Below are 24,264 nucleotides of genomic sequence, written 5' to 3' on the forward strand. Positions count from 1 at the left end.
GCAGGCCTCTCTGGGTCATAGCTGACGCGATCAGCGACGTTTCATGGCTTCGAAGAATTCCAGGTTGGTCTTGGTATCCTTCAAGCGGTCAATCAGGAATTCGGTAGCCGCCGTATCTTCCATCGGATTGAGCAGCTTGCGCAGAATCCACATGCGCTGCATTTCGTCTTCCGAGGCCAGCAGGTCTTCGCGGCGTGTACCGCTGCGGCGAATGTTCATTGCCGGGAACACCCGTCTTTCCGCCAGCTTGCGATCAAGGTGAGCTTCCATGTTGCCGGTGCCCTTGAATTCCTCGAAGATCACTTCGTCCATCTTCGAACCGGTATCCACCAGTGCCGTGGCGATGATCGTCAGGCTGCCGCCTTCCTCAATGTTGCGTGCCGCACCGAAGAAGCGCTTGGGCTTTTCCAGGGCATGGGCATCGACACCGCCGGTAAGCACCTTGCCGGAGCTGGGCACCACGGTGTTATAGGCCCGCGCCAGGCGAGTGATGGAATCCAGCAGGATTACCACGTCTTTCTTGTGCTCGACCAGACGTTTGGCCTTCTCGATCACCATCTCGGCAACCTGGACGTGACGCGCCGGCGGTTCGTCGAAGGTAGAGGCCACCACTTCCCCGCGCACGGTACGCGACATTTCGGTGACTTCTTCCGGGCGCTCATCGATCAACAGCACGATCAGATGACATTCCGGGCTATTGCGGGTGATCGAGGTGGCGATATTCTGCAGCATCAGGGTCTTGCCCGCCTTGGGCGGCGACACCAGCAGGCCGCGTTGGCCTTTGCCGATCGGTGCGGTGAGATCGATGATGCGTGCGGTCAGATCTTCGGTAGAACCGTTGCCGATTTCCATCACCATCCGTTCATCGGGGAACAGCGGCGTCAGGTTCTCGAACAGGATCTTGTGCTTGGCGTTTTCCGGGCGGTCAAAATTAATCTGACTGACCTTGAGCAGAGCGAAATAGCGTTCACCCTCTTTTGGCGGTCGAATCTTGCCGGAAATGCAGTCGCCCTTGCGTAGATTGAATCGGCGAATTTGCGACGGGGAGACATAGATGTCATCCGGGCCGGCCAGATAGGAGCTATCCGCACTGCGCAGGAAGCCGAAGCCATCCTGGAGGATTTCCAGCACACCGTCGCCATAGATGTCCTCGCCACTTTTGGCATGCTTCTTGAGGATGGCGAAGATGATGTCCTGTTTACGCGAACGGGCCAGATTGTCGATACCCATCTCGCGAGCGATATCCAGCAGCTCGGGAACGGGTTTTTGCTTGAGTTCTGTGAGATTCATCGGTGTGTTGAAAGTTGCTCATGGAAGCTGGCGCAAGGCGCCGGAATAGACGGGAGGCGAGGAGAAAACGCCGCGTGATGCGTTCAGACCCGAAAAAGACAGGTGCTCGTTATGAAAGGGACGTTGACCAAACCAGATATTTTTCTAGGCTCAATCGAGAGTGCGAGCACATGTTGACTGATCAGCACTGGGATAATGGCTGGATCAGCGGGCTATCTGACGACTTGGGAATCTGGCTGCCATGTGAAATCGAAGATCGGGAAGACTCAAGTAAGAACCGCGAGTATAGACCGCAGGTAAAAACCGAGAGTTCATCGGATCAGGCCAGTGACCCGATGTTAGTCAAGCCTTGCAGGAAACGCAAGCCTCGGTATCAAGAGGAATTGACAACACCCGAACTCGCCCGCAACCTTGCCATAGCCAACCAAGGATAGCCCATGCTCCAGGACACCTCGTTTTCCACCGAGAGCTCTTTTTCTGCCGAGGGCACATCGGACGCCCCAAGCCGCTTAGCCGCCATAGACTTGGGCTCCAACAGTTTTCACCTGCTGGTAGCCAATTATCAACATGAGCGGCTTCAGGTGGTCGCCCGTGAAGGCGAAAAAGTGCAACTCGCCGCCGGACTGGATGAACAGGGTTTTCTTGGGGAGGACGCCATCCAGCGCGCCCTTGACTGCCTGGGCCGTTTCGCCCCCTTTCTGGAAGACATTCCCCCGGCGAACTTGCGTATCGTAGGCACTAATGCCCTGCGTGATGCCGCCAACAGCCAGGCATTCATTGAACGCGCCGAAACCCAGCTGGGGCATTCGATCGAGATCATTGCCGGTCGCGAAGAGGCACGCCTGATCTATCTCGGCGCCGCCCATGCCCTGGCGGAAAACGGCCGCCGTTTGATCGTGGATATCGGCGGCGGCTCCACTGAATTCATCATCGGCGAGCAGTTCGAGCCCAAGGCGCTGGAAAGCTTGCGCATGGGCTGCGTGACCTTTTCACGACGCTTCTTCCCTGAAGGCGAACTCAATGCAAAGTGCTTGCGGCGTGCCGAACTCGCCGCCCTTTCCGAGCTCGCCAATATCCAACGTCCTTATCAGCGTTTGGGCTGGGAGGACCCGGTCGGCTCCAGCGGCACCATCAAGGCCGTCGCCAGCGTATTGAACGCCTATGGCGACAGTCAGCAAGAGGGTTTGATCACCCGCGAAGGCCTGCACAAGCTGCGTGAGCGGCTACTCAAGCACAAACATCTGGACAAGGTCGCTCTCGAGGGACTCAAGCCCGACCGTGCCCGGGTGTTTCCCGCCGGGGTGGCAATTTTATGCGCCATTTTCGAAGCCTTTTCACTCAAGCAAATGCGCTTTTCCGATGGCGCCTTACGAGAAGGCGTGCTGTACGACATGGCCGGGCGCCGCAATGCGGAAGATTCACGGCTTAAAAGCCTGGAGACCCTGAAACGTTGCTATGGCGTGGATAGCCGCCAAGCGGATAACGTCACGACAACGGCACACTTATTGTTTGAAGCCGTGCAGGAAACCTGGAAGCTGAATGAACACCAGGGACGTTACCTGGCCTGGGCCTGCCAGGTGCATGAAATCGGCCTGGCGATCTCGCATAGCCAGTTTCATCGCCATGGGGCCTATTTACTCGAGCATTCGGACCTGGCGGGCTTTTCCCGCCCGGAACAGCAACTGCTGGCATTTCTGGTGCGCGCTCACCGGCGCAAGTTTCCGCTCAAGGAGTGGCAGGCATTGCCCAAATCGCTGCAACCCAGCTACGCAAGGCTGGCTCGCCTGCTGCGCCTGGCGGTGCTACTCAACCACTCTCGCCCGGAACAACCCTCCACGCCACCGGCAGTTACACTCAAGGGTGACGTCATGCATCTTGCCCTACCGGAAACGGAGGAGCCCACCCTGCTGCTCACCGACCTGGAGCAGGAACAAAGCTACATGGAAGGCGCAGGGTTTGCGCTGTCGCTCAAGCAGGCCTGAAGCCCCAGCCCGCCGCCTGAGCGATGACCTCGCCCGGCGGGCGCAGCACCGCAACACAGACCCCCTGAAAAGTCACTATCAACAGGCGCTTGCGCTCCCAGGGCGGAAGCTCAGTTTCCTGAAGCAAGCGCTTGAGATCGCGTCGGCCACGTCCGGGCATCGTCAGTACCTCTCCCCCGCGACGCAGCCTGACCTCAAACGTCGTTTCACGAAGCGCTGGGGCATAAAGCGAGTGTTCACAAAATGAGGGCTCGGGAGCTTCATGCGCGACTAACGCCAGCGTCCCCAAGGGAGTGGCCAGTCGGGAGCGCCCATCCCAACCGGCCTGCCATCCTGCCGGCAAGGCTTGCAGCGGGGCTGATAGATACAGTCTCCCCTTCCAGACCCGTGCTTCTCCTTGCTCCCAGGCGACACGGGGCTGAGCGTCATGGCGCGCCTCAAGCTGTTCGAGCAAGGTGTCCATGCGTGCGCGTGGCGGCGTGGCGAGCCCCAGCTGCTGGCAGGCGTAACGTATCAGCAGACGCTGCCTTGCCCTGGAAAGCGTCAACAAACTGGCCAGCATCAAGTGTGACGGTTCGCCTCCCGCCGCCTGAAGATCCATTTCAGCCAATTCATCGAGCAAGTCATCCGCCTCACTTGCCTGCTTGGCCGTCTGAGCCAGACTGCTCACCGCCTGCGGCCAATGCCGCTCCAGGCGCGGCAAAATCATATGGCGAAGAAAATTGCGAGACAGGCGCGTATCTTGGTTAGTCGGGTCTTCCATCCAGGCAAGCAATTCGATCTCGGCTTCGGCCTTTAGCCGTGCCCGGCTGATGGCAAGCCAAGGGCGCACCAGCCGGGCATCACCCCACTGGCGGACAGCGGGCATTGCCGCCAAGCCCCGTACCCCGCTGCCGCGCAGAGCGGCCAGCAGAAAGGTTTCCGCCTGATCGGTCTGGTGCTGAGCCAACAGCAAGGTGTCACCGGTTCTCACACGCCGTGAAAAAGCGCCATAGCGGGCTTTGCGAGCAGCGTCCTCAACCCCTTGCCCGGCGGATTCCACCCGCACATGCTCGACGTAAAGCGGCACCCCCAGCCGCGAACACAGACGCCGACAATGAACCTCGAACTCAGCCGCCGCCGCCTGAAGACCGTGATTGACGTGGAGGGCATACAAGGGCCGTGCATGACGATGGCAGGCATGTGCCGCCAAGGTCAAAAGCAGCGAGGAATCCAGGCCGCCGGAAAGCGCCACCCAGACAACACGCCCCGGCACGCTGTCGGCCAGGGCATCATCAATCAAGGCATTGATTACATCCGGCCTCAGACCGGCGCTCCGTAGCTCATCAAACGCTCATAGCGGCGTTTGAGTAGCGCTTCGGTGTCCATGGTTTCAAGGCGATCGAGGCTTGCCAACAGCGCTTCCTTGACCCTTGCCGCGGTATCTATCGGGTGCCAATGAGCACCACCCAAGGGCTCCTTGATCAAGGCATCGACAAAGCCCAGCTCTTTCAAGCGTTCAGCAGTGATCCCCATGGCCTGTGCCGCCTCCGAGGCCTTCTCGGCGCTTTTCCACAGGATCGAGGCGCAGCCTTCCGGCGAGATCACCGAATAGGTCGAATACTGCAGCATGTGTAATTCATCACATACCCCGATGGCCAGAGCGCCGCCGGAGCCGCCCTCCCCGACTACGGTGGAAATGATCGGGGTCTTGAGCCGCGACATCACCGCCAAGTTATAAGCGATGGCTTCCGACTGACCACGTTCTTCGGCATCGATACCCGGGTAGGCACCCGGAGTGTCGATAAAGGTCAGTACCGGCATCTTGAAGCGTTCCGCCATTTCCATCAGACGGCAGGCCTTGCGATAGCCCTCAGGTCGCGGCATACCGAAGTTGCGGCGCACTTTTTCTTTCACGTCCCGGCCTTTCTGATGGCCGATCACCATCACCGGCTTGTCGTCCAGTCGCGCAACGCCGCCCACGATCGCCGCATCGTCGCCGAAGTGACGATCGCCATGCAGCTCGTCGAAATCGGTGAACACAAGGTCCAGATAATCGAGGGTGTAAGGGCGCTGGGGGTGGCGCGATATCTGCGAAACCTGCCAAGGGCTAAGATCCTTGAAAATGGAATCGGTCAGCTTGCGGCTTTTTTCTTCCAGACGCGCCACTTCGTCGGAAAGATTGATCTGGCTGTCGGAGTTGACGAGGCGCAACTCTTCGATCTTCGCCTGCAACTCGGCAATGGGCTGTTCAAAATCAAGATAATTGGGGTTCATCGACTAGACCTTGTGAAACGAGCATTCAATGACGGCATTATCGCACCCTGACCCTGCCACGCAAGGAAAGGCAAAATCAGGCATGTTTGCCGACGTGACGATAAGCTGAAGCGATACGGTACAGCAGCAATGATCATCGGTAGCGCAGCTGCACCCCGGTCTGGCCTTGGACCTCACGCAATATCAGCAGCAGGTCATCGCTGGGAGCCACCTTCCACTCTTCGGCCAGTTCCAGCCAACCGCTGGCCTCATGGTTACGGTATTTCAGCCGCACCGGCAATCCCTGGGCATCGCGATGCGGGGTCAGATAATCGCGCAGGCTGTCCACCAGGCGTCCGTTGACCCTGCCGCCATCCAGCGCTACTTCCACTGCCTGGGCATAGCGTTTGCGCGCTTCGAGCATCGGGGTCACGTCCTTGCTGCGCAGGCGCAAGCCACCGGAGTAGTCATCGCTCGACACCTCGCCTTCGACGATCAATACCTGATCGGCGTCGATATAGCCGCGTAATTGCTCGAAAAGCTCGCCGAACAGCGACACTTCAATTCGTCCGGTGCGGTCGTCCAGGGTAAGAAACGCCATGGTGTCGCCACGCTTGGACTTCATGGTGCGCATGCCCACCACCAAGCCGGCGACCCGCTGGGACTCACGCGATGGCTTGAGATCGGAAATACGGGTCGAGACGAAGCGCGCAAGCTCCTTCTCGTATTCATCGATGGGGTGACCGGTCAGGTACAGCCCCAGAGTGACTTTTTCCCCGGAAAGGCGCTCGCGGTCCGTCCATTCTCGGGCATTCAGGTAATTGGCGTAAACGTCCGTGTCGTCCTGCTCCACGAAGGCCTCACCGAACATGTCGACCATGCCCCGGTTCTGGTTGCTATGGTTCTGTGCCGCTGCCTTGAGCGCATCTTCCAATGCCGCCGCCAGCACTGCACGGTTGGGACCGAGATTGTCCAGTGCGCCGGAGCGAATCAGTGCCTCCAGGGTGCGCTTGGTCAGACGTTTGGGGTCGATCCGGCGGCAGAAGTCGAACAGGTCGGTAAAGGCACCCCCGGTCTCGCGCGCTTGCACGATGGCATCGATCGGCCCTTCACCCACCCCGCGAATGGCGCCCAGGCCGTAAACCACGCGCTTGTCTTTATCCACGGTGAACTTGTAACCACCCACGTTGACATCCGGCGGTGTCACGGTGAGTTTGAGCTGACGACATTCCTCGATCAACGGCACGACTTTGTCGAGGTTGTCCATTTCCGTGGACATCACCGCCGCCATGAACGGGCCGGGGTAATGCGCCTTGAGCCAGGCGGTCTGGTAAGACACCAGGGCGTAGGCCGCCGAGTGCGACTTGTTGAAACCGTAACCGGCGAATTTTTCCACCAGGTCGAAGATGTTGCCCGCCAGTTCCTTGTCGATGCCATGGTCAGCGCAGCCTTCCATGAAACCGGCACGCTGTTTGGCCATCTCCTCGGGTTTTTTCTTGCCCATGGCCCGGCGCAGCATATCGGCCTGCCCCAGGGAATAACCGGCCATCACCTGAGCGATCTGCATCACCTGTTCCTGATACAGGATGATGCCGTAGGTCGGTTCCAGCACCGGTTTCAACAGGGCGTGCTGGTAATCCGGGTGTGGATAAGACACTTCCGCGCGGCCGTGCTTACGGTTGATGAAATCGTCCACCATCCCGGATTGCAGCGGGCCGGGGCGAAACAGGGCGACAAGGGCGATCATGTCTTCCAGCGAGTCCGGCAGCAGGCGCTTGATCAGCTCCTTCATGCCGCGGGATTCCAGCTGGAACACCGCCGTGGTCTCGGCGCGCTTGAGCATCTCGAAGGTCGGCGAATCATCCAGCGGAATGCTGTCGATATCCAGCGGGCCCCTGCCTTCAACGGCACGCACCTTGTCGACCATTTCCAGCGCCCAATCGATGATCGTCAGGGTGCGCAGGCCCAGGAAGTCGAACTTGACCAGCCCGGCTTCCTCGATATCGTTCTTATCGAACTGCACCATCAAGCCGCCGCCGTCCTCGTCGCACAGCAGCGGCGCGAAGTCGGTGAGCTTGGTGGGGGCGATCACCACGCCGCCGGCGTGCTTGCCGGTACCGCGGGTCACCCCTTCGAGCTTCTGGGCCATTTCCCAGATTTCATGGGCGTCTTCGTCGGCATCGAGAAATTCCTTGAGCGCCGGCTCAGCCTCGATGGCCTTGCCCAGGGTCATGCCCACTTCGAACGGAATCAGCTTGGAGAGCTTGTCGCCCAGCAGATAAGGCTTGCCCTGAGCCCGAGCCACATCGCGCACCACCGCCTTGGCCGCCATGGTGCCGAAGGTGACGATCTGCGAGACGGCATCGCGCCCGTAACGCTCGGCGACATACTCGATGACCTTGTCGCGCTTTTCCATGCAGAAATCCACATCGAAATCGGGCATGGAGACACGCTCAGGGTTCAGGAAGCGCTCGAACAGCAGGTCGTAGCCGATAGGATCGAGATCGGTGATCTTCTGGGCATAGGCCACCAACGAGCCGGCACCGGAGCCACGCCCCGGCCCGACCGGCACGTCGTTGTCCTTGGCCCACTGGATAAAGTCCATCACGATCAGGAAGTAACCAGGGAACCCCATCTGGATGATGATATCCAGCTCGAAATCCAGCCGCTTGCGGTAACGGGCATCGATTTCGGCATATTCCTCGCTATCTCTGGGATAGCGCTCGGCGGGAAACAGAAAATCCAGTCGCTGGTTCAGGCCGTCGTGGGAGACCTTGCGAAAGAACTCATCCTGGGTCAGGCCCTCGGGAATCTCGAATTCCGGCAGGAATATCTCGCCTAGGCGTACATCGACGTTGCAGCGCTGGGCGATCATCACGCTGTTTTCCAGCGCCTCGGGAATATCGGCGAACAGCTCAGCCATTTCCGCCGGGCTCTTGAGGTACTGTTCTTCGGTATAGCGCTGTTCGCGCCGGGGGTCGTCCAAGGCCCGGCCTTCACCGATGGAAACCCGAGTCTCGTGAGCCCAGAAGTCGTCGCGCTCAAGAAAACGCACATCGTTGGTAGCCACCACCGGCGTGCCGGTGGCCAGGGCCAGCTTGACGCTTTCATGCACACAGGCTTCTTCCATCGAGCGCCCGGTACGTACCAGCTCCAGATAGAAGCGCTCGGGAAATGCCACTTGCCACTCCGCCAGCAGCGCTTCGGCTTCCGCATAGTGATCCGAGAGCAGGTGACGGCCGATTTCGCCATCGCGGCCGCCGGACAGCGCAATCAAGCCTGCGCTTTTCGCCAGCACCCATTGCCTGTCGAGAATCGCCTTGCCATGCCGTTGACCTTCCATCCAGCCCTGGGAGATCAATTCGGTGAGGTTACGGTAGCCGGTCTCGTCCATCGCCAACAGTGTCAGACGATAGGGGTGCAGGGGGTCATGGGCATTGGCAAGCCACAGATCCGAACCGATGATCGGCTTGAGCCCGGCGCCCTGGGCACCCTTGTAGAATTTTACCAGACCGAACAGGTTGGCTTCATCGGTAAGGGCCAGGGCCGGCATGCTGCGTTCGGCGGTGGTCTTGATCAGCGACTTGAGCCTAAGCAAGCCATCCACCAGGGAGTATTCACTGTGCAAACGCAGATGAACAAAAGGAACCGTCATGGGCAACTCGGCAAAAAACAGGAAAAGAAAAGCAGCGCTAGAGCAGCGCTAGTTGCCGCTGTACCGGGGCAAAGCTGCGGCGATGTTCGGGTAAGGGGCCATGGGCTTGTAGCGCCGCCAGATGCTCGGGCGTGGAATAGCCTTTATGGCGAGCGAAGCCATATTCGGGATGGCGTGTATCCAGTGCCACCATTTGAGCATCCCTTGCCACCTTGGCCAGGATTGAGGCGGCGGCAATCGCCATGTGGCGTGAATCGCCCTTAATAACCGCCTGGCCAGGAAGCGCATGGCCGGGCAGTTTATTGCCATCCACCAGCAAATATTCCGCTGCCGGCGTCAGTGCATCGATGGCACGCCGCATGGCCAGGTGAGTCGCGTGGTAAATATTGAGAGCATCCACCTCTTCAGGCGATGCTTGTGCAACGGCAAACGCCAAGGCGCGAGCACGAATCTCTCGGTCCAATGCTTCACGCCGAGGTGCGACAAGCACCTTGGAATCCGCCAGGCCTACGATAGGGTCATCAGGGTCGAGGATCACCGCGGCGGCCACCACCGCTCCCACCAGCGGGCCACGGCCGACTTCATCCACCCCGGCCAACCAGCGTCCGGAATAGTCGATTACCAGGGGCTCGAAGCGCTCATTGGATGAAGTCATCGGCCACCTCCGTCAGCGGGCGCTTGGCCACCAGAGCATCAATCGCCTCGGCGGCGCGTGCACTGGCATTGCGCTGCAAGCCGGCATGCAACTCGGCAAAACGTGTTTCCAGGGCGGCGCGGCCATCCGGATCATCAAGCATTCTGTTCATTTTCCGGGTAATCGCCGTGCTCGTGGCTTGCTCTTGTATCAGTTCAGGCACCAAGGTTTCCCGAGCGATCAGGTTGGGCAAGGAGATCCATTCACTCTTGACCAGACGACTTAGCAGCCAGTACGACGCTGGCGCCAGCTTGTAGGCCACCAGCATGGGGCGATGGCAAAGCATGGCTTCCAGGGCGGCGGTGCCCGAGGTCAACAACACGACATCCGAGGCCACCATGGCTTCGCGGGCCTGACCATCGAGCAAGCGAACCGCCGCGTTCAGTGTCGGGTACCGGGACAGCAGCGCTTCAAGCTCTTGATAGCGAGCAGGCGTTGCGGCAGGAATCACCACTTGCAGGCCTGGGCGGGTCTGGCAGAGCTGTTCGGCGGCTTCCAGAAAGGTCGCGCCCAAAAAACGAACTTCATTGGCGCGCGAACCGGGAAGCAATGCCAATACCGGCTGATCCTGCGCCAGACCCAGCGCTTCGCGCGCCTGAGAGCGGTCATTTTCCAGCGGCAGTTCATCGGCCAAAGGATGCCCGACAAAGACCACCGGTACCTGATGCCGTCGGTAAAAGGCGGCTTCGAACGGCAGTAACGTCAGCATCGCATCCACCGACTTGGCGATGCCCTTGACCCTGCCCTGGCGCCAGGCCCATACCGTCGGGCTGACATAATGGGCAGTGGGAACACCCGCCTCGCGCAGTTGATGTTCCAGCCCCAGGTTAAAATCGGGCGCATCGATACCGATCATGACATCCGGCTGCCAGGCCAAGGCATCCGCCTTGAGAGCCCGTCGTACCTTGATCAGGCCGGGAAGGTGCTTGAGCACTTCGACAAGCCCCATGATCGACAGCGTTTCAAGGGGAAAGCGGCTGTCAATGCCTTGGGCCAGCATGCGCGGACCGCCAATACCGCGAAACTCGATATGGGGATGACGTGCCTTGAGTTCACGCATCAAGCCGCCGCCCAAAATATCGCCGGAAAGTTCGCCTGCCACTAGGTAGACACGCTTGATCGTCATAGAGGTGCCCTGTTCAGCGGACAATGCCGCGCGTCGAGACCTGGATGGAGTCAGCGAATGTCTGGGTCTCGGCCAAGCTGAAGCGCGAGCGAATTTCAGCTAACCCCTGTTCCACAGTAAGCCCTTGGCGATAGATTAGCTTGTAGGACTCACCCAGTGCCTGGATAGCCTCACGGGAAAAACCACGCCGCTTGAGCCCCACTAGGTTCAAACCATGGGTTTTTGCCGGGTTGCCGTTGACCATTACATAGGCGGGGGTGTCCTTGGTGATGATGGAACCCCCACCGGCCATGGCATGCGTTCCGAAATGACAGAACTGATGCACCGCTGCCAGTCCGCCGAGAATCGCAAAATCGCCGACCGTGACATGGCCAGCCAGGGTCACCTGGTTGGCCAGTATGCAATCGCTGCCGATAACACAGTCATGGCCGACGTGTACGTAAGCCATGAACAGATTACGCGAACCGATGGTGGTTTCACCGCGATCCTGGACGGTGCCCCGATGCAGGGTTGCACACTCGCGAATGACGTTGTCATCACCCATGACCAGACGGGTGGGCTCCCCGGCATACTTCTTGTCCTGGCAGTCTTCGCCTACCGAGGCAAACTGGAAAATACGGGTACGTTCACCCAGTGTGGTCGGCCCCTTGATGACCACATGGGGACCGATGTGTGAGCCGGCACCGATCGTCACATCCGGGCCGATCACGCTGAACGGCCCTACTTCGACGTCATCGGCCAACCGGGCGGCGGGGTCGACCAGAGCAGTAGGATGAATCAAGCCACCTTCCTCTCGGCGCAGATGATTTCAGCTTCACAGGCCAACTCGCCATCGACGGTCGCACGGCAGGCAAACTTCCAGATGCCACGTTTGCCGCGAATCACGTTAGCTTCGAGAACCAACTGATCTCCCGGCATGACAGGACGTTTGAAGCGCACCTTGTCGCTTCCCACCAGATAATAGACATAACCATCGGCAGGACGCTTGTTGACGGTCTTGAAGCCAAGGATGCCGCACACTTGCGCCAATGCTTCGAGCACCAGCACACCGGGCATGATCGGATGGTGCGGGAAATGGCCGTTGAAAAACGGCTCATTGATACTCACATTCTTGTAACCAACGATGGTTTCGCCTACGACAAGCTGCGTTACCCGGTCCACTAACAAAAACGGATAACGGTGAGGCAGGTATTCGCGGATCTCGTTGATGTCCATAACCATCGTAGCAACCTCTGAAATGACAAGATGCCTGGCCAGCTGCCAGGCGAGTGCCGGCAGCCCTGCCGGCAAAATGGCGGGGATTATAGCGCGCCTCCCCCTCGCTTCAATACGCAAAACCCGCCGGACGACAGTGCTTTCATGGGGTGCGAGTACGTTTTTCCAATCGCGACAAGCGCTTGGCAATGTCATCCAACTGCTTGAAACGCACTGCGTTCTTGCGCCATTGAGCGTTGTTCATGGAACCGGTTCCCGACGAGTACACGCCTGGTTCATGAATCGAATTGGTCACCAGACTCATGCCGGTGACCTGAACGCCATCGCAAATCGTAAGATGCCCGGAAAGCCCCACACCGCCGCCCAGCATGCAATGCCTGCCGACTTGGGTTGAACCGGCAATGCCCACGCAACCCGCCAGTGCACTGTGCTCACCGATACGCACATTGTGAGCAATCTGCACCTGACTGTCGATCTTGACATCGTCGCCGATCACGGTATCTCCCAGCGCACCCCGATCGATACTCGAGCAGCTGCCGACTTCCACGTCGTCTCCCAGCACCACGCCCCCCAGCTGAGCGATCTTGTGCCATCGGGCGCCGTCATGAGCAAAGCCGAAGCCATCGCCGCCGATCACGCATCCGCTGTGCAGAATCACACGCTTACCGATAACTACGCCATGGCACACCGTGACGTTAGGATAGAGGCGCGTTTCCTCTCCAATCATGGTGTCGGCTCCCACCACACTGCCTGAACCGATCACCACCTTGGCTTCCAATACCACTCCGGCCTCGACCACGGCATGCGGTCCGATACACACCTCAGCCCCTAGCGTGACGTCTTCGGCCACGATGGCGGAAGGATGAACTCCAGGGCGATCACGTGCGGGAACCGGGTCGAACAGCTGGGAGAGTTTGGCATAGCCCAGATAAGGATTTTCCATTTCCAGGCGAGGTACCGGGCAGGTCTTGCCATGTTCGGGGTGCAGCAGCACAGCGGCTGCTCGTGTACTAGGCAAGTCCTTGAGGTAGGCGCGGTTGGCCACAAAGGCCACTTCATCCGGCTCGGCATCCTTGAGAGTTGCCAAGCCACGAATGGCTTGCCCGCCATCACCCACCAGGGTGGCGTCAAGATGTCGGGCGATGTCAGCCAGGGTCAGTTGGTCGAGAACGTGCGTCATGGGAGCCTGGGAAGCTGGAGGGGCGCTTTGGAAGCCGCCCCTTACGATGGACAGGATCGGGATGGACCCGTATCAATTCAGAGAATCGAATATCTGGGTGACTTCATCGGTCAGGTTGGGCAGGTCGATGGCCGAATGCAGCACACCTTGGGGCTCCACCAGCACATCGATGGAGTGGCGCTCGATGACTTGCTCCACGGCCTGCTCCAGCCGAGTCTCCGCGCTTTCCAGAAACTGTTGTTCGGAGCGTTGCTGGGCCTGCATGACCTCTTGGCGCAACTGTTCGAAACGCCCACCTTTTTGCTGCAGTTCTTCGATCAATGCCTGACGTTCGGCCTGAGGCATGATCTCACCCTCGTTCTGCAGACGTTGCTGGAGTTGTTGCAACTCGTTGCCCAGCGACTGTGCTTCACGCTGCTGAGCACCGATCTCGCTCTCCAGCTGGCTCACCGACTGCTGAGCTGACTGGGTGTTCATCAACGCCGCTCGCCAGTCCAGCACGGCCACTTCTGCAGCATGGGCCGGTACTATCATGGCGCCTAACAAGCATATGGCTGCGGTCAGTTTGCGCATCGGTCTTTCTCCTTGTATCGAGGCTCGATCAGAACGACTGACCCAGCGAGAACTGGAAGAATTGGGTATCGTCGTCACTTTCTTCGTTCAGGGGCTCCGCTACACTGAAGGTCAACGGGCCCACCGGCGTCAGCCATGAAAGTCCCACCCCCACGCTATAGCGAAGATCGCCCATATCCACTCCGGAACTGCAACGCTGCCGAGCGGCATCTTCTTCCAGAACATCGTAACAAGACGTCAAAAAAGTATTACCGGCATCGAAGAACAGCGATGTCTGTATCGAACGTCGGTCTTCAATGAACGGCATAGGGAACAGCACTTCAGCACTGCCCTCCACTACCACGTTACCGCCCATGGTGCGGTCACGTCCGCCTTCCCGAGCCGGTGTGGTCGGCTGCCCCAGGGTATTGGAGGTAAAACCGCGCACCGACCCCAGGCCACCGGAATAGAAATTTTCATAAAAGGGATAAGGGTCGTTGCTGCCCAGCGTATCGGCATAGCCCAAATTGCCACTGAACTTCAGCGACCAGTCATCGCCCAGTGGGTAAAGCTTCTGGGCGCGAGCACGCAACTTGACGTACTCGGCATCACTTCCCGGTACGCCGGTTTCCAGAGAGAGACGCTGATAGCTACCCGCTGTGGGCATTATCCCGCGGTTGAGATTATTGCGTGTCCAGCTGGCGGTGAGCTTGAGGCTTTGGGCATCGGGGTCCTGATCTTCCACGTAGCGACGAATTTCCGAGGCCGTATCGGTATAGGTCTTGATCGAAAGATCTTCCACGCTGGCGCCGAAATTCAGCCGTGACAGCTCACTGGTCGGATAGCCGAAATTGATACCCGCGCCATAAGCATCGGTGGAATAAGTGGAGATATCCGAATCGGCGTAATCGGTTTCGCGATAGAAAAGATTATAGCCTCGCGAAATGCCGTCGATGGTCCAGTAAGGATCGGTGAAACCGAAGTTGACGCTGGTGAAGGTATCACTGCGTTGAGCGCCGATGTTGACCTGATTGCCGGTGCCCAGGAAGTTGTTCTGGGCCAGCGCCGCGCCATAGATCACGCCGGCGCTTTGTGAAAAGCCGACACTTGCCGAAACCGAGCCGGAGGGCTGTTCTTCGACGTTGTAAGCCACGTCCAGCATGTCCGGCTCACCCGGCACAGGGCGGGTTTCCACTTCCACCTGGCTGAAAAACCCCAGACGTTGGAGACGTTGGCGTGACTGAGTGATCGATTCGGTGGAAGCCGGCGCGCCTTCCATCTGAATCATTTCACGGCGTAACACCTCATCTTGGGTGGTGGTGTTGCCGGAGAATTCTATACGCCTGACATAAGCGCGCCGACCGGCTTCCACTGCCATCACCAGATCGACCGTTTTACCGTCATCGGCAAGCTCGGGAATGCCTTCCACCTCGGCAAAGGCAAAACCGTCCGCGCCCAGCCGGGCACGCAATGCTTCCGCTGAAGCATTGACATCGCGACGCGAGAAGATTTCTCCACGCTCCACTTCGAGTAATTCGCGCGCCTCACGCTCGCTGATTTCCATGTCGCCGACAAAACGAATGTCACCAACACGGTACTGATTACCCTCATCGACATTGATGGTAATGAAGATGTCCGATTTATCGGGGCTGATCGAGACCTGAGTCGAAGTCACCTCGAAATTGACATAGCCACGATCCAGGTAATAGGAGCGCAGCCGCTCGATGTCACCGGCAAGCGCAGCCCGTGAATATTCGTCGCTCGAGAACCAGCCAAATAGAAGGCCCGGCTGATCTTCAAGCTCGAATACGTCACGTAAGGTCTGATCGTCGAAGGCCTCGTTGCCCACGATATTGATCTGACGAATCGTGGCTACCGCGCCTTCGTTGATGTTGATATTGACCTGAACTCGGCCTTCGTCAACCTCTTCAACTTCGGTTTCGATGTTTGCGCTATAGCGTCCCTGGGATTGATAGAGACCTTCAAGCTCACGCTGGATCTCTTCCAAGGTGGAAAGCTGCAGCACCTGGCCGGCGGCCAAGCCGGATTCTCTTAACCCTTCACGCAGGTCATCTTCGGAGAGCTGTTTATTGCCGGTGATATTAAGCCGTGCAATTGTGGGTCGCTCAACCACTTGGATGATCAACACATCGCCTTCGCGGGCAAGCGTCACGTCTTCAAACAGGCCGGTGGCAAAAAGATTGCGCGTTGCCTCGGCCAGTTCACGTTCGTCGACACGGTCGCGTGCACTCACCGGGAAGGCATTGAACACCGATGCAGCCGAAACCCGCTGCAATCCTTCAACACGAATATCTGAAACATCAAAGGGTTGTGCCTGTACGCTACCAGCGCTAGCCAGCACCAATGCCGCTATTCCAAAGGTCTTTATTTTCATGCAGTCAGTTCGCTCGCGTTGGTCTGCCCACCTTGTTCAGACAGGCACCATATACATTTGTGCGGGCAGCTGACAAGGCAGAAGCTGCTCGCGCGCGTCATCGTCACAGACTCAGTCTTCCCTGCTTCGGGTCATGACAGGCTGGTTCATGAAACACTTGCTCATGAAAAACTGAATCATCGCAGGCGTAGCCATCCCAGGCATCGTCATTGCTCGCCTGGTTACCACAAACGCATCAGGTCGAAGTAAAGCGCCATCAGCATCAAGCTACCCACCAGAGCCAGGCCAATACGTAGCCCGATCGCCTGCACCTGTTCGGATACGGGACGTCCGCGTACCGCTTCAATGAAATAATAAAGTAAATGGCCGCCATCCAGTACCGGGATGGGCAAGAGGTTCAACACCCCAAGGCTAATCGAAAGATAAGCCAAGAAGGTGATGAAAGCTTCCACCCCCGTACGCGCCGAGTCCCCAGCCACCTGGGCGATGGTAATCGGTCCTGAAAGATTGGAAGGTGAAATCAGGCCCACCAGCATCTTGCGAATGGCGCCCAGGGTCAACAATGTCATCTCGCCGGTACGCGAAAAGGCCTGGCCGACCGCTTCGACCGGTCCATAGCGTATTTCACGCCGGTACTCCTCCGGCCAGCTCACCGGTTCAACACCCGCGCCGATGTAGCCGATTTCCACCCCAGTTTCCAGCGTGGTGCGACCGGGGGTGAGCGTCATACTCTGGCGCTGGCCATCACGTTCAATCTCCAGCGATAGCGACTCACCGGGGTTACCGCGTACGATATTGACGAATTGCATCCAGTCATCCACCGGCTCGCCATTGACCGCTTTGATTCTATCGCCCGGCCGCAAGCCGGCTTCAGCGGCCGCTTCCCCGTCTAGCACTTGGCCAAGTACCGGCGGAAACTCCGGCTGCCAGGGCGTAATACCCAGGGTCGAGAGCGGCTGCGGCGGGTCCTGGCGCACCAGGTAGTCGTCTACCGGCAGCCGATAATCGCGCGCACTCTGATCGATATCCTGACGGGCCTGGAGAACAAGCTCACCACTTTCGCCGATAGCAGACACCAGTTTGAGGTTGATTTCCCCCCAAGAGCTGACTTTCTCACCTTGTACGGCGGTTATTTCGTGGCCGCTTTGCAACCCGGCGTGAGCGGCGGGTGATTCCGGCTCCACGGCCCCAATCACGGGGGACACCGTGGTGGTACCCACCACGAACAATGCCCAGTACGCCACGATGGCCAGCAGGAAATTGGCCAGAGGACCTGCAAAAACGATGGCGATGCGTTGCCAGACGTTCTTACGGTTAAAGGCCTGATCAAGCTGGTTTTCAGGCACCGGTGCTTCGCGTTCATCCAGCATCTTGACGTAGCCACCCAGTGGAATGGCAGCTATCACGAACTCGGTGCCATGCCGGTCATAGCGCGACCACAGCGGCTTACCGAAGCCTATGGAAAAGCGCAAGACCTTGACACCACAACGTCGCGCCACCCAGAAGTGGCCATATTCGTGGAAGGTCACCAACAAGCCCAGCACCACGATGACGGCAAGAATGTTTTGAATCAGGCCCACATTTGGCTCCTCACAGGCATGTTTTTCCTCAGGTCGTTCACGTTTTTACGTCGAGCAGTTGCTGGGCGAGGTGGCGTGCCTGCCGGTTTGCCTCAAGTATGCCTTCCAGCGTATCCGCAGAGGCCACCGTTTGGCGATCCAGGACGCGGGCTACCACCTCGCCGATCCCGGTAAAGCTCAGTCGGCCTTCAAGAAAAGCCTCGACCGCGACTTCGTTGGCAGCATTGAGAATCGCCGGTGCAGTACCCCCGGCCTTCATCGCCTCACGAGCGAGACGTAGACACGGAAAAGTGTCTTCATCCGGCACATCAAAATCCAGTCGGGCCACAGCGAACAAATCCAGTGGTTTTACCCCGGCATCGATACGCTCGGGCCAAGCCAACCCATAGGCAATTGGAGTGCGCATGTCCGGGTTGCCCATCTGGGCGATGACCGAGCCGTCATGATAGGCCACCATGGAGTGAATCACGCTTTGCGGATGGACCACGACCTGAATTTGCTCCGGCGAAGCATCGAACAGCCAACAGGCTTCGATCAACTCCAGCCCCTTATTCATCAAGGTGGCACTATCCACTGAAATCTTTCTGCCCATCGCCCAGTTAGGGTGGGCACAGGCCTGTTCAGGGGTCACCCGAGCAATTTGCTCGGCACTCCAACCACGAAACGGTCCACCGGAAGCGGTCAGCAACAGCTGGGAGACACCGTGGCGAACCAATCCATCCCGATGCTCGATAGGTAGACACTGGTAGATGGCATTATGTTCGGAATCAATCGGCAATAGCGTGGCACCGGAGCGCGTCACGGCCTCCATGAACAGTGCACCACTCATTACCAATGCTTCCTTATTGGCCAGCAGCACCCGCTTGCCGGCCTCCACTGCTGCCAAGGTAGGCAGCAACCCGGCAGCACCGACAATCGCTGCCATCACGATGGTGGCCTCATCGTCCCGGGCAACATCGATCAAGGCCTGAGTTCCGGCACGCACTTGGGTGGCAAGCCCAGCATCCGCCAATCGCTGGCGCAGCCAAGCTGCATCGGCTTCGGTTGCTAATACCGCGATATCCGGCGTATATAGTCGGCACTGTTCGAACAACGCCTCGCGCGAGCGGTGAGCGGTGAGCGCATGGACCCGGTAACGTTCGGGATGACGGCTGATCACATCCAGGGTACTGGTACCGATGGACCCCGTGGCGCCCATCACGGTAACGGCCTGTCTTCCTTGCGGTTGCATCATGGGGAAAGGGCCGTCAGGTAACATAGAGCAAACAAGGGAATCGCGGCAGTCAGGCTATCGATACGGTCGAGTACGCCACCGTGACCCGGAAGGAGATTGCTGGAATCCTTGAGCCCGCGATGGCGTTTAAGCATGCTTTCCAGCAGATCACCCAGTACCGAGACCAGCGTCACCAGAGCGGTGATTATCACCAACACCAGCGTACTGGCCATACCGAACCCCTGCCAGACGGCAAACCCCACCGCCAGAAGAAACGTTACCAGCATGCCGCCGAAGACGCCCTCCCAGGATTTCCCCGGGCTTACCCGTGGCGCCAACTTGTGTTTACCATAGGCACGGCCGGAGAAATAAGCCCCGATATCCGCGCCCCACACCAACAGCAGCACGAACAACAGCCACACTCCGCTGTCACGCAGCACATTAAACCCTACCCAGGCAGGCAGCAGCACCCACAACCCCATCAACAAGCGCCGCGGTACTGACTGCCACTGAGCCTTCGCCTCGGGATAGCGCGCTACCCAGTAAAGCGTTACCAACCAACCCAGGGCGGCAAGCCACAAAGGCCAAATGGCGAGTGCTGCATCAAGTATCCACATCAGCCCCATCAGCGCGATCATCAACCCCACCCAACCAAGCCGCTGTGGAGTCTCTTCGATACCGGCCAGGCGTGTCCATTCCCAGCCCGCCAACAATACGATGAATGCCGTGAACAGAGCGAAGGCAGCGCCCTCGAGGCCAAATAGCCCGGCCAGCATCAAGGGTGCCAGCCAGGCGGCGGTAATGATTCGCTGTTTAAGCACCTTGCGCCTCGATCTGTTCGTCCGTCATGCCAAAACGTCGCTGACGCCGGCAATAATCTACCAGCGCCGCATCAAAGGATTCAGCATTGAAATCCGGCCACAGCTGGGGCGTGAAGTACAGTTCGGCATACGCCAGCTGCCACAGCATGAAGTTCGACACTCGCTGCTCACCGCTGGTGCGAATACACAGATCCACGGGAGGAATGTGATGGGTCGACAAGGATGACGCCATCAACTGTTCGTCGATGGCTTCCGGCGCCAATTCCCCGGCAGCGACACGCTGTGCAAGCTGACGCGCCGCCGCTGCGATATCCCATTGACCGCCGTAGTTGGCAGCAATCACCAAGTGCATGCCGGCATTATCGGCAGTCAATGTCTCGGCGCGCTCGATCTGCTTCTGGATGGCATGCGAAAATCCGTGCCGGTCACCAATGATGGAAAGCCGAATATCGCGCTCATGAAGTTTCTTCACTTCACGCTTGAGTGCAATCAGAAACAGTTCCATCAGAGCGTTGACTTCGGTTGCTGGACGCTTCCAATTTTCACTGGAAAAGGCAAACAGGCTCAGCGTTTCAATTTGCCGTTCGACGGCTCGGCGCACCACCGTTCTGACCGATTCGACACCGGCGCGATGGCCGCGCACGCCGGAAAGGCCACGGCCTTTCGCCCAGCGATTATTACCATCCATGATAATGGCGACATGACCGGGTAAGCCGCCCTGATCACAAGCAAGGGAAAGGGCGCCGCCGGGCTGCTCGTCGGAAAGTTGCGATGGCGTCATGGGTTCTCGCATCCAGGTGGATCGTTGACTCAAAGCTTGAACTCTCACTCAAACTCAAAAGCATGGCGGGTGACACCAAGCCACCCGCCGGATAGTCAGAACAGTTATACCTGCATCAGGTCGTGTTCCTTGGCCTCCAGCATCTTGTCGATTTCGGCAATATACTTATCGGTCAGTTTCTGAATGGCATCTTCGCCTTGGTGCTGCTCGTCTTCGCTGATTTCCTTATCCTTGAGCAAGGCCTTGAAATCGCCATTGGCATCGCGACGTATATTACGCACGGCAACACGCGCATGTTCAGCTTCACTGCGCGCCTGCTTGATGTAGCCCTTGCGCGTTTCCTCGGTCAGCATCGGCATGGGCACTCGAATCACAGTACCGGCGCTGGCAGGGTTCAAACCCAAGTCGGAGGTCATGATAGCCTTCTCGATCTTGGGCACCATACCTTGCTCCCACGGCACCACAGCAAGCGTACGGGCATCTTCAACGTTGACCGAGGCCACTTGATTGAGCGGCACCTGGCTACCGTAATAATCCACCGTGACCGTATCCAGAATGCTCGGGTGAGCGCGACCGGTACGAATCTTGTTGAAGTTGCCATGCAGCGCTTCAACGCTTTTCTTCATGCGGGCTTCCGCATCTTTCTTGATCTCGTTGATCACAATATTATCCTCTGTCTATCAGCGTGCCTTCCTTGCCCCCGACTACCAGGTTCAGCAGAGCACCAGACTTGTTCATGTCGAATACCCGCACCGGCATATCATGGTCACGTACCAGGCAGATAGCGGTCAAATCCATGATCCCCAGTTTCTGATCCAGGGCATCATCATAGGATAGCTTTTCGTATTTGATGGCATCGGCATGTTTGACCGGGTCCTTGTCGTAGACCCCATCAACCTTGGTGGCCTTGATCACAACATCTGCGTCAATTTCGATACCCCGCAGGCAGGCAGCGGAATCGGTGGTGAAGAAGGGATTACCCGTGCCGGCGGAAAACAGCACCACATCACCCGAGGTCAGGTAACGAATTGCCGTGCGGCGATCGTAATGTTCCACCACACCACTCATGGGAATCGCCGACATCACTCTGGAGCGAATATTGGAACGCTCCAGTGCATCGCGCATGGCCAGCGCATTCATTACCGTGGCCAGCATGCCCATATGGTCACCGGTGACCCTGTCCATTCCCGCAGCATTCAAGGCCGCGCCACGAAACAGGTTGCCACCCCCGATCACGATACCTACCTGAACACCTATTCCAACCAACTGGCCGATTTCCAGCGCCAAGCGGTCGAGTACCTTGGGGTCGATCCCGAAATCGTGCTCACCCATCAACGCCTCACCGGAAAGTTTGAGCAAGATACGCTTGTATTTTGACTTGGAACTTGCCGGTTTGGCATTGGGGGTGGGGAAAGTTTCCTGGGCATCAAGGGTCATGGCATGTCTCCTGAAGTGTGCCTGAGAGCAGGCGGGCGGGGCAGCCCGGCACCGGAACGGGCAAGGGCCGGATACACGAAGGCGTGCGCTCGCGCGCACGCCATTGTTACATTGGAACCTCAGACCTCAGCGACGGCCGGCCTGTTCCATGACTTCCTTGGCGAAGTCGACTTCTTCCTTCTCGATGCCCTCGCCCACTTCAAAGCGAGTAAAGTCGAGCACTTCACCACCCGCCGCCTTGACGTACTCGGCCACGGACTGGTTGGGATCCTTGACGAACGGCTGTTCGGTCAGGCTGTTCTCGGCCAGGTACTTCTTCAGACGGCCTTGCACCATCTTCTCGGCGATCTGCTCCGGCTTACCGGCCATATCAGGCTGCCCCAGAATGATGGCCTTTTCTTGATCCAGCTGTTCCTGGGGCATCTGCTCCGGATGTGCAACCGCCGGGTTGATGGCTGCCACGTGCATGGCAACGTCCTTGGCCACTTCCGAAGTACCACCCTTGAGCACAGTCAAGACGCCGATGCGACCGCCATGGACGTATTCGCCCACGATGCCGCCCTCGCCCGCTTCGACGACCACGGCACGACGCACACCGATGTTCTCACCAATCTTCTGCACCAGCTGCTCGCGTGCAGTTTCAAGCGCGCCTTCCATGACCGCGGCCACATCTTCGCTCTTGGCATCGAAGAAGGCACTGGCGATCTTGGCGGTGAACGCCTTGAAGTTGTCGTCGCGGGCGACGAAATCGGTTTCCGAGTTGATCTCGACCATCACACCGTAGGAGTTGTCGTCGGCCACTTTAGTGACCACGGCGCCTTCGGCGGCGGTACGGCCCGCTTTCTTGGCGGCCTTGAGACCGGAGCTTTTACGCAGGTTTTCGATCGCGACGTCGATATCACCCTCGGTTTCGGTAAGTGCCTTCTTGCACTCCATCATGCCGAGTCCGGTACGTTCGCGTAGTTCCTTGACCTGAGAGGCGCTGATAGCTGCCATGGGATTTCACCTCTGAATGGTTCTATCTGACTGAGAATTTAAAAGCTGAGAGCTTGAAAGCAACACTAAGTCCTCCAAAGCAAGACCCCGCAAGACCCCGCCACGCAGAGCTGAGCACTGCCCTGCCGGTACCGAAGCACCGGACTGAATACGTCCCACCACGGCATTCACCGCAATTGGGGAAAAAAGGGGGCCATTGCCCCCTTTTTCTGGCACGACGCTTAACAGAGCCGCACCGACAAACGCTTGGCCGTTATTCCGCCGCTGCGTCTTTTTCCGGACTTTCAGTGCTTACGGCTTCTTCGCTCACTTCGACGAATTCGTCCGGGCGACCTTCCTTGGCACGTGCGCAGGCATCAGCGATGCCCTTGACGTAGATCTGGATGGCGCGGATGGAGTCATCGTTACCCGGGATCACGTAGTCAACACCATCGGGGTTGGAGTTGGTATCCACTACCCCAATCACCGGGATGCCCAGCTTGTTGGCTTCGTTGATCGCGATGCGCTCGTGGTCGACGTCGATCACGAACAGGGCATCCGGCAAGCCGCCCATGTTCTTGATGCCGCCTACGGAGCGCTCGAGCTTGTCCTGCTCACGCGTGGCCATCAACACTTCTTTCTTGGTCAACTTCTCGAAAGTACCATCTTCATGCATGGTTTCCAGGTCGCGCAGGCGCTTGATGGAAACACGGATGGTCTTGTAGTTGGTCAGCATGCCGCCGAGCCAACGATGGTTGACGAAAGGTTGGCCGACGCGGTTGGCTTCTTCCTTGATGATCTTGCTGGCGCTGCGCTTGGTACCCACGAACAAGATCTTGTTGTTGGTGGCTGCCATCTTCTCGACCACATCAATCGCATCATTGAGCGCCGGCAAGGTATGCTCAAGGTTGATGATATGGATTTTGTTGCGCGCACCGAAGATGAATTTACTCATCTTCGGGTTCCAGTATTTGGTCTGGTGACCGAAGTGAGCGCCTGCTTTGAGCAGGTCACGCATATTGACGTGTGCCATGGATGACTCCTTAGACTTTACGGGTTAGGCCTCCACGCACCCCATGGATCCGACCACGCGACCAATTCAGCCGCAGCGGCACCCGGGACCATGTGTCGGT

The 24,264-nt window shown here is 58.4% G+C and carries 21 protein-coding genes; 2 read left to right on the forward strand and 19 right to left on the reverse strand.

Annotated features, from left to right (window positions below):
- Positions 1-30: 30 nt before the first annotated feature.
- Positions 31-1,290, reverse strand: coding sequence for a transcription termination factor Rho (gene rho, locus GPM19_RS03760; RefSeq protein ID WP_160417526.1), 1,260 nt, complete (start codon positions 1,288-1,290; stop codon positions 31-33).
- Positions 1,291-1,364: 74 nt separating this feature from the next.
- Between rho and GPM19_RS03765 the strand changes: the two genes are divergently transcribed.
- A complete protein-coding gene (locus tag GPM19_RS03765; RefSeq protein ID WP_160417527.1) occupies positions 1,365-1,724 on the forward strand; it encodes a hypothetical protein in 360 nt (119 codons plus the stop codon).
- Between the two features lie 3 nt (positions 1,725-1,727).
- Complete coding sequence (gene ppx, locus GPM19_RS03770; protein WP_160417528.1) at positions 1,728-3,272, forward strand: exopolyphosphatase; 1,545 nt, start codon at positions 1,728-1,730, stop codon at positions 3,270-3,272.
- On the opposite strand, the gene tilS is transcribed toward ppx, so the two are convergent.
- The 18 genes from tilS to rpsB all read right to left on the reverse strand — a co-directional run bounded on the left by tilS (position 3,259) and on the right by rpsB (position 24,164).
- The gene (tilS, locus tag GPM19_RS03775) at positions 3,259-4,554 is read right to left on the reverse strand and encodes a tRNA lysidine(34) synthetase TilS (RefSeq protein ID WP_227842117.1); all 1,296 of its coding nucleotides are present in this window, start codon (positions 4,552-4,554) and stop codon (positions 3,259-3,261) included. The two genes, ppx and tilS, sit on opposite strands and share 14 nt — an antisense overlap.
- A 20-nt stretch (positions 4,555-4,574) precedes the next feature.
- Positions 4,575-5,528, reverse strand: coding sequence for an acetyl-CoA carboxylase carboxyl transferase subunit alpha (accA, locus tag GPM19_RS03780; RefSeq protein ID WP_160417529.1), 954 nt, complete (start codon positions 5,526-5,528; stop codon positions 4,575-4,577).
- A gap of 133 nt (positions 5,529-5,661) precedes the next feature.
- Positions 5,662-9,162, reverse strand: coding sequence for a DNA polymerase III subunit alpha (gene dnaE / locus GPM19_RS03785; RefSeq protein ID WP_160417530.1), 3,501 nt, complete (start codon positions 9,160-9,162; stop codon positions 5,662-5,664).
- A 37-nt stretch (positions 9,163-9,199) separates the two neighbouring features.
- Complete coding sequence (gene rnhB, locus GPM19_RS03790; protein ID WP_160417531.1) at positions 9,200-9,817, reverse strand: ribonuclease HII; 618 nt, start codon at positions 9,815-9,817, stop codon at positions 9,200-9,202.
- A complete protein-coding gene (gene lpxB, locus GPM19_RS03795; RefSeq protein WP_160417532.1) occupies positions 9,801-10,982 on the reverse strand; it encodes a lipid-A-disaccharide synthase in 1,182 nt (393 codons plus the stop codon). The genes rnhB and lpxB overlap by 17 nt, the downstream gene beginning before the upstream one ends.
- Positions 10,983-10,995: 13 nt before the next feature.
- The gene (gene lpxA / locus GPM19_RS03800; RefSeq protein WP_160417533.1) at positions 10,996-11,763 is read right to left on the reverse strand and encodes an acyl-ACP--UDP-N-acetylglucosamine O-acyltransferase; all 768 of its coding nucleotides are present in this window, start codon (positions 11,761-11,763) and stop codon (positions 10,996-10,998) included.
- A complete protein-coding gene (gene fabZ / locus GPM19_RS03805) occupies positions 11,760-12,203 on the reverse strand; it encodes a 3-hydroxyacyl-ACP dehydratase FabZ (RefSeq protein ID WP_160417534.1) in 444 nt (147 codons plus the stop codon). The genes lpxA and fabZ overlap by 4 nt, the downstream gene beginning before the upstream one ends.
- A 136-nt stretch (positions 12,204-12,339) precedes the next feature.
- Positions 12,340-13,377, reverse strand: coding sequence for a UDP-3-O-(3-hydroxymyristoyl)glucosamine N-acyltransferase (gene lpxD, locus GPM19_RS03810; RefSeq protein WP_160417535.1), 1,038 nt, complete (start codon positions 13,375-13,377; stop codon positions 12,340-12,342).
- Positions 13,378-13,449: 72 nt separating this feature from the next.
- Positions 13,450-13,950, reverse strand: a complete 501-nt coding sequence (locus GPM19_RS03815; protein ID WP_160417536.1) for an OmpH/Skp family outer membrane protein — start codon at positions 13,948-13,950, stop codon at positions 13,450-13,452.
- 28 nt (positions 13,951-13,978) lie between these two features.
- A complete protein-coding gene (gene bamA / locus GPM19_RS03820) occupies positions 13,979-16,324 on the reverse strand; it encodes an outer membrane protein assembly factor BamA (RefSeq protein ID WP_202114671.1) in 2,346 nt (781 codons plus the stop codon).
- A 221-nt stretch (positions 16,325-16,545) separates the two neighbouring features.
- Complete coding sequence (rseP, locus tag GPM19_RS03825) at positions 16,546-17,904, reverse strand: sigma E protease regulator RseP (RefSeq protein ID WP_160417537.1); 1,359 nt, start codon at positions 17,902-17,904, stop codon at positions 16,546-16,548.
- A gap of 37 nt (positions 17,905-17,941) precedes the next feature.
- Complete coding sequence (gene ispC / locus GPM19_RS03830) at positions 17,942-19,135, reverse strand: 1-deoxy-D-xylulose-5-phosphate reductoisomerase (RefSeq protein ID WP_371829348.1); 1,194 nt, start codon at positions 19,133-19,135, stop codon at positions 17,942-17,944.
- Complete coding sequence (locus GPM19_RS03835; protein WP_160417539.1) at positions 19,135-19,938, reverse strand: phosphatidate cytidylyltransferase; 804 nt, start codon at positions 19,936-19,938, stop codon at positions 19,135-19,137. The genes ispC and GPM19_RS03835 overlap by 1 nt, the downstream gene beginning before the upstream one ends.
- Positions 19,931-20,719, reverse strand: coding sequence for a polyprenyl diphosphate synthase (uppS, locus tag GPM19_RS03840; protein WP_160417540.1), 789 nt, complete (start codon positions 20,717-20,719; stop codon positions 19,931-19,933). Before uppS ends, GPM19_RS03835 begins: the two co-directional genes overlap by 8 nt.
- Before the next feature lie 104 nt (positions 20,720-20,823).
- Positions 20,824-21,381, reverse strand: coding sequence for a ribosome recycling factor (gene frr, locus GPM19_RS03845; protein WP_160417541.1), 558 nt, complete (start codon positions 21,379-21,381; stop codon positions 20,824-20,826).
- Positions 21,382-21,385: 4 nt separating this feature from the next.
- On the reverse strand, positions 21,386-22,156 hold the full coding sequence (gene pyrH, locus GPM19_RS03850) for a UMP kinase (protein WP_160417542.1): 771 nt from the start codon (positions 22,154-22,156) through the stop codon (positions 21,386-21,388).
- A gap of 126 nt (positions 22,157-22,282) precedes the next feature.
- The gene (tsf, locus tag GPM19_RS03855) at positions 22,283-23,152 is read right to left on the reverse strand and encodes a translation elongation factor Ts (RefSeq protein WP_160417543.1); all 870 of its coding nucleotides are present in this window, start codon (positions 23,150-23,152) and stop codon (positions 22,283-22,285) included.
- Positions 23,153-23,405: 253 nt separating this feature from the next.
- Positions 23,406-24,164 carry a 30S ribosomal protein S2 gene (gene rpsB / locus GPM19_RS03860; RefSeq protein WP_160417544.1) on the reverse strand — a complete coding sequence of 253 codons (759 nt, stop codon included), beginning with the start codon at positions 24,162-24,164 and terminating at the stop codon, positions 23,406-23,408.
- Positions 24,165-24,264 lie beyond the last annotated feature (100 nt).

The organism is Vreelandella zhuhanensis, from assembly GCF_009793355.1.
In the GTDB taxonomy this organism is placed as follows: Bacteria; Pseudomonadota; Gammaproteobacteria; order Pseudomonadales; family Halomonadaceae; genus Vreelandella; species Vreelandella zhuhanensis.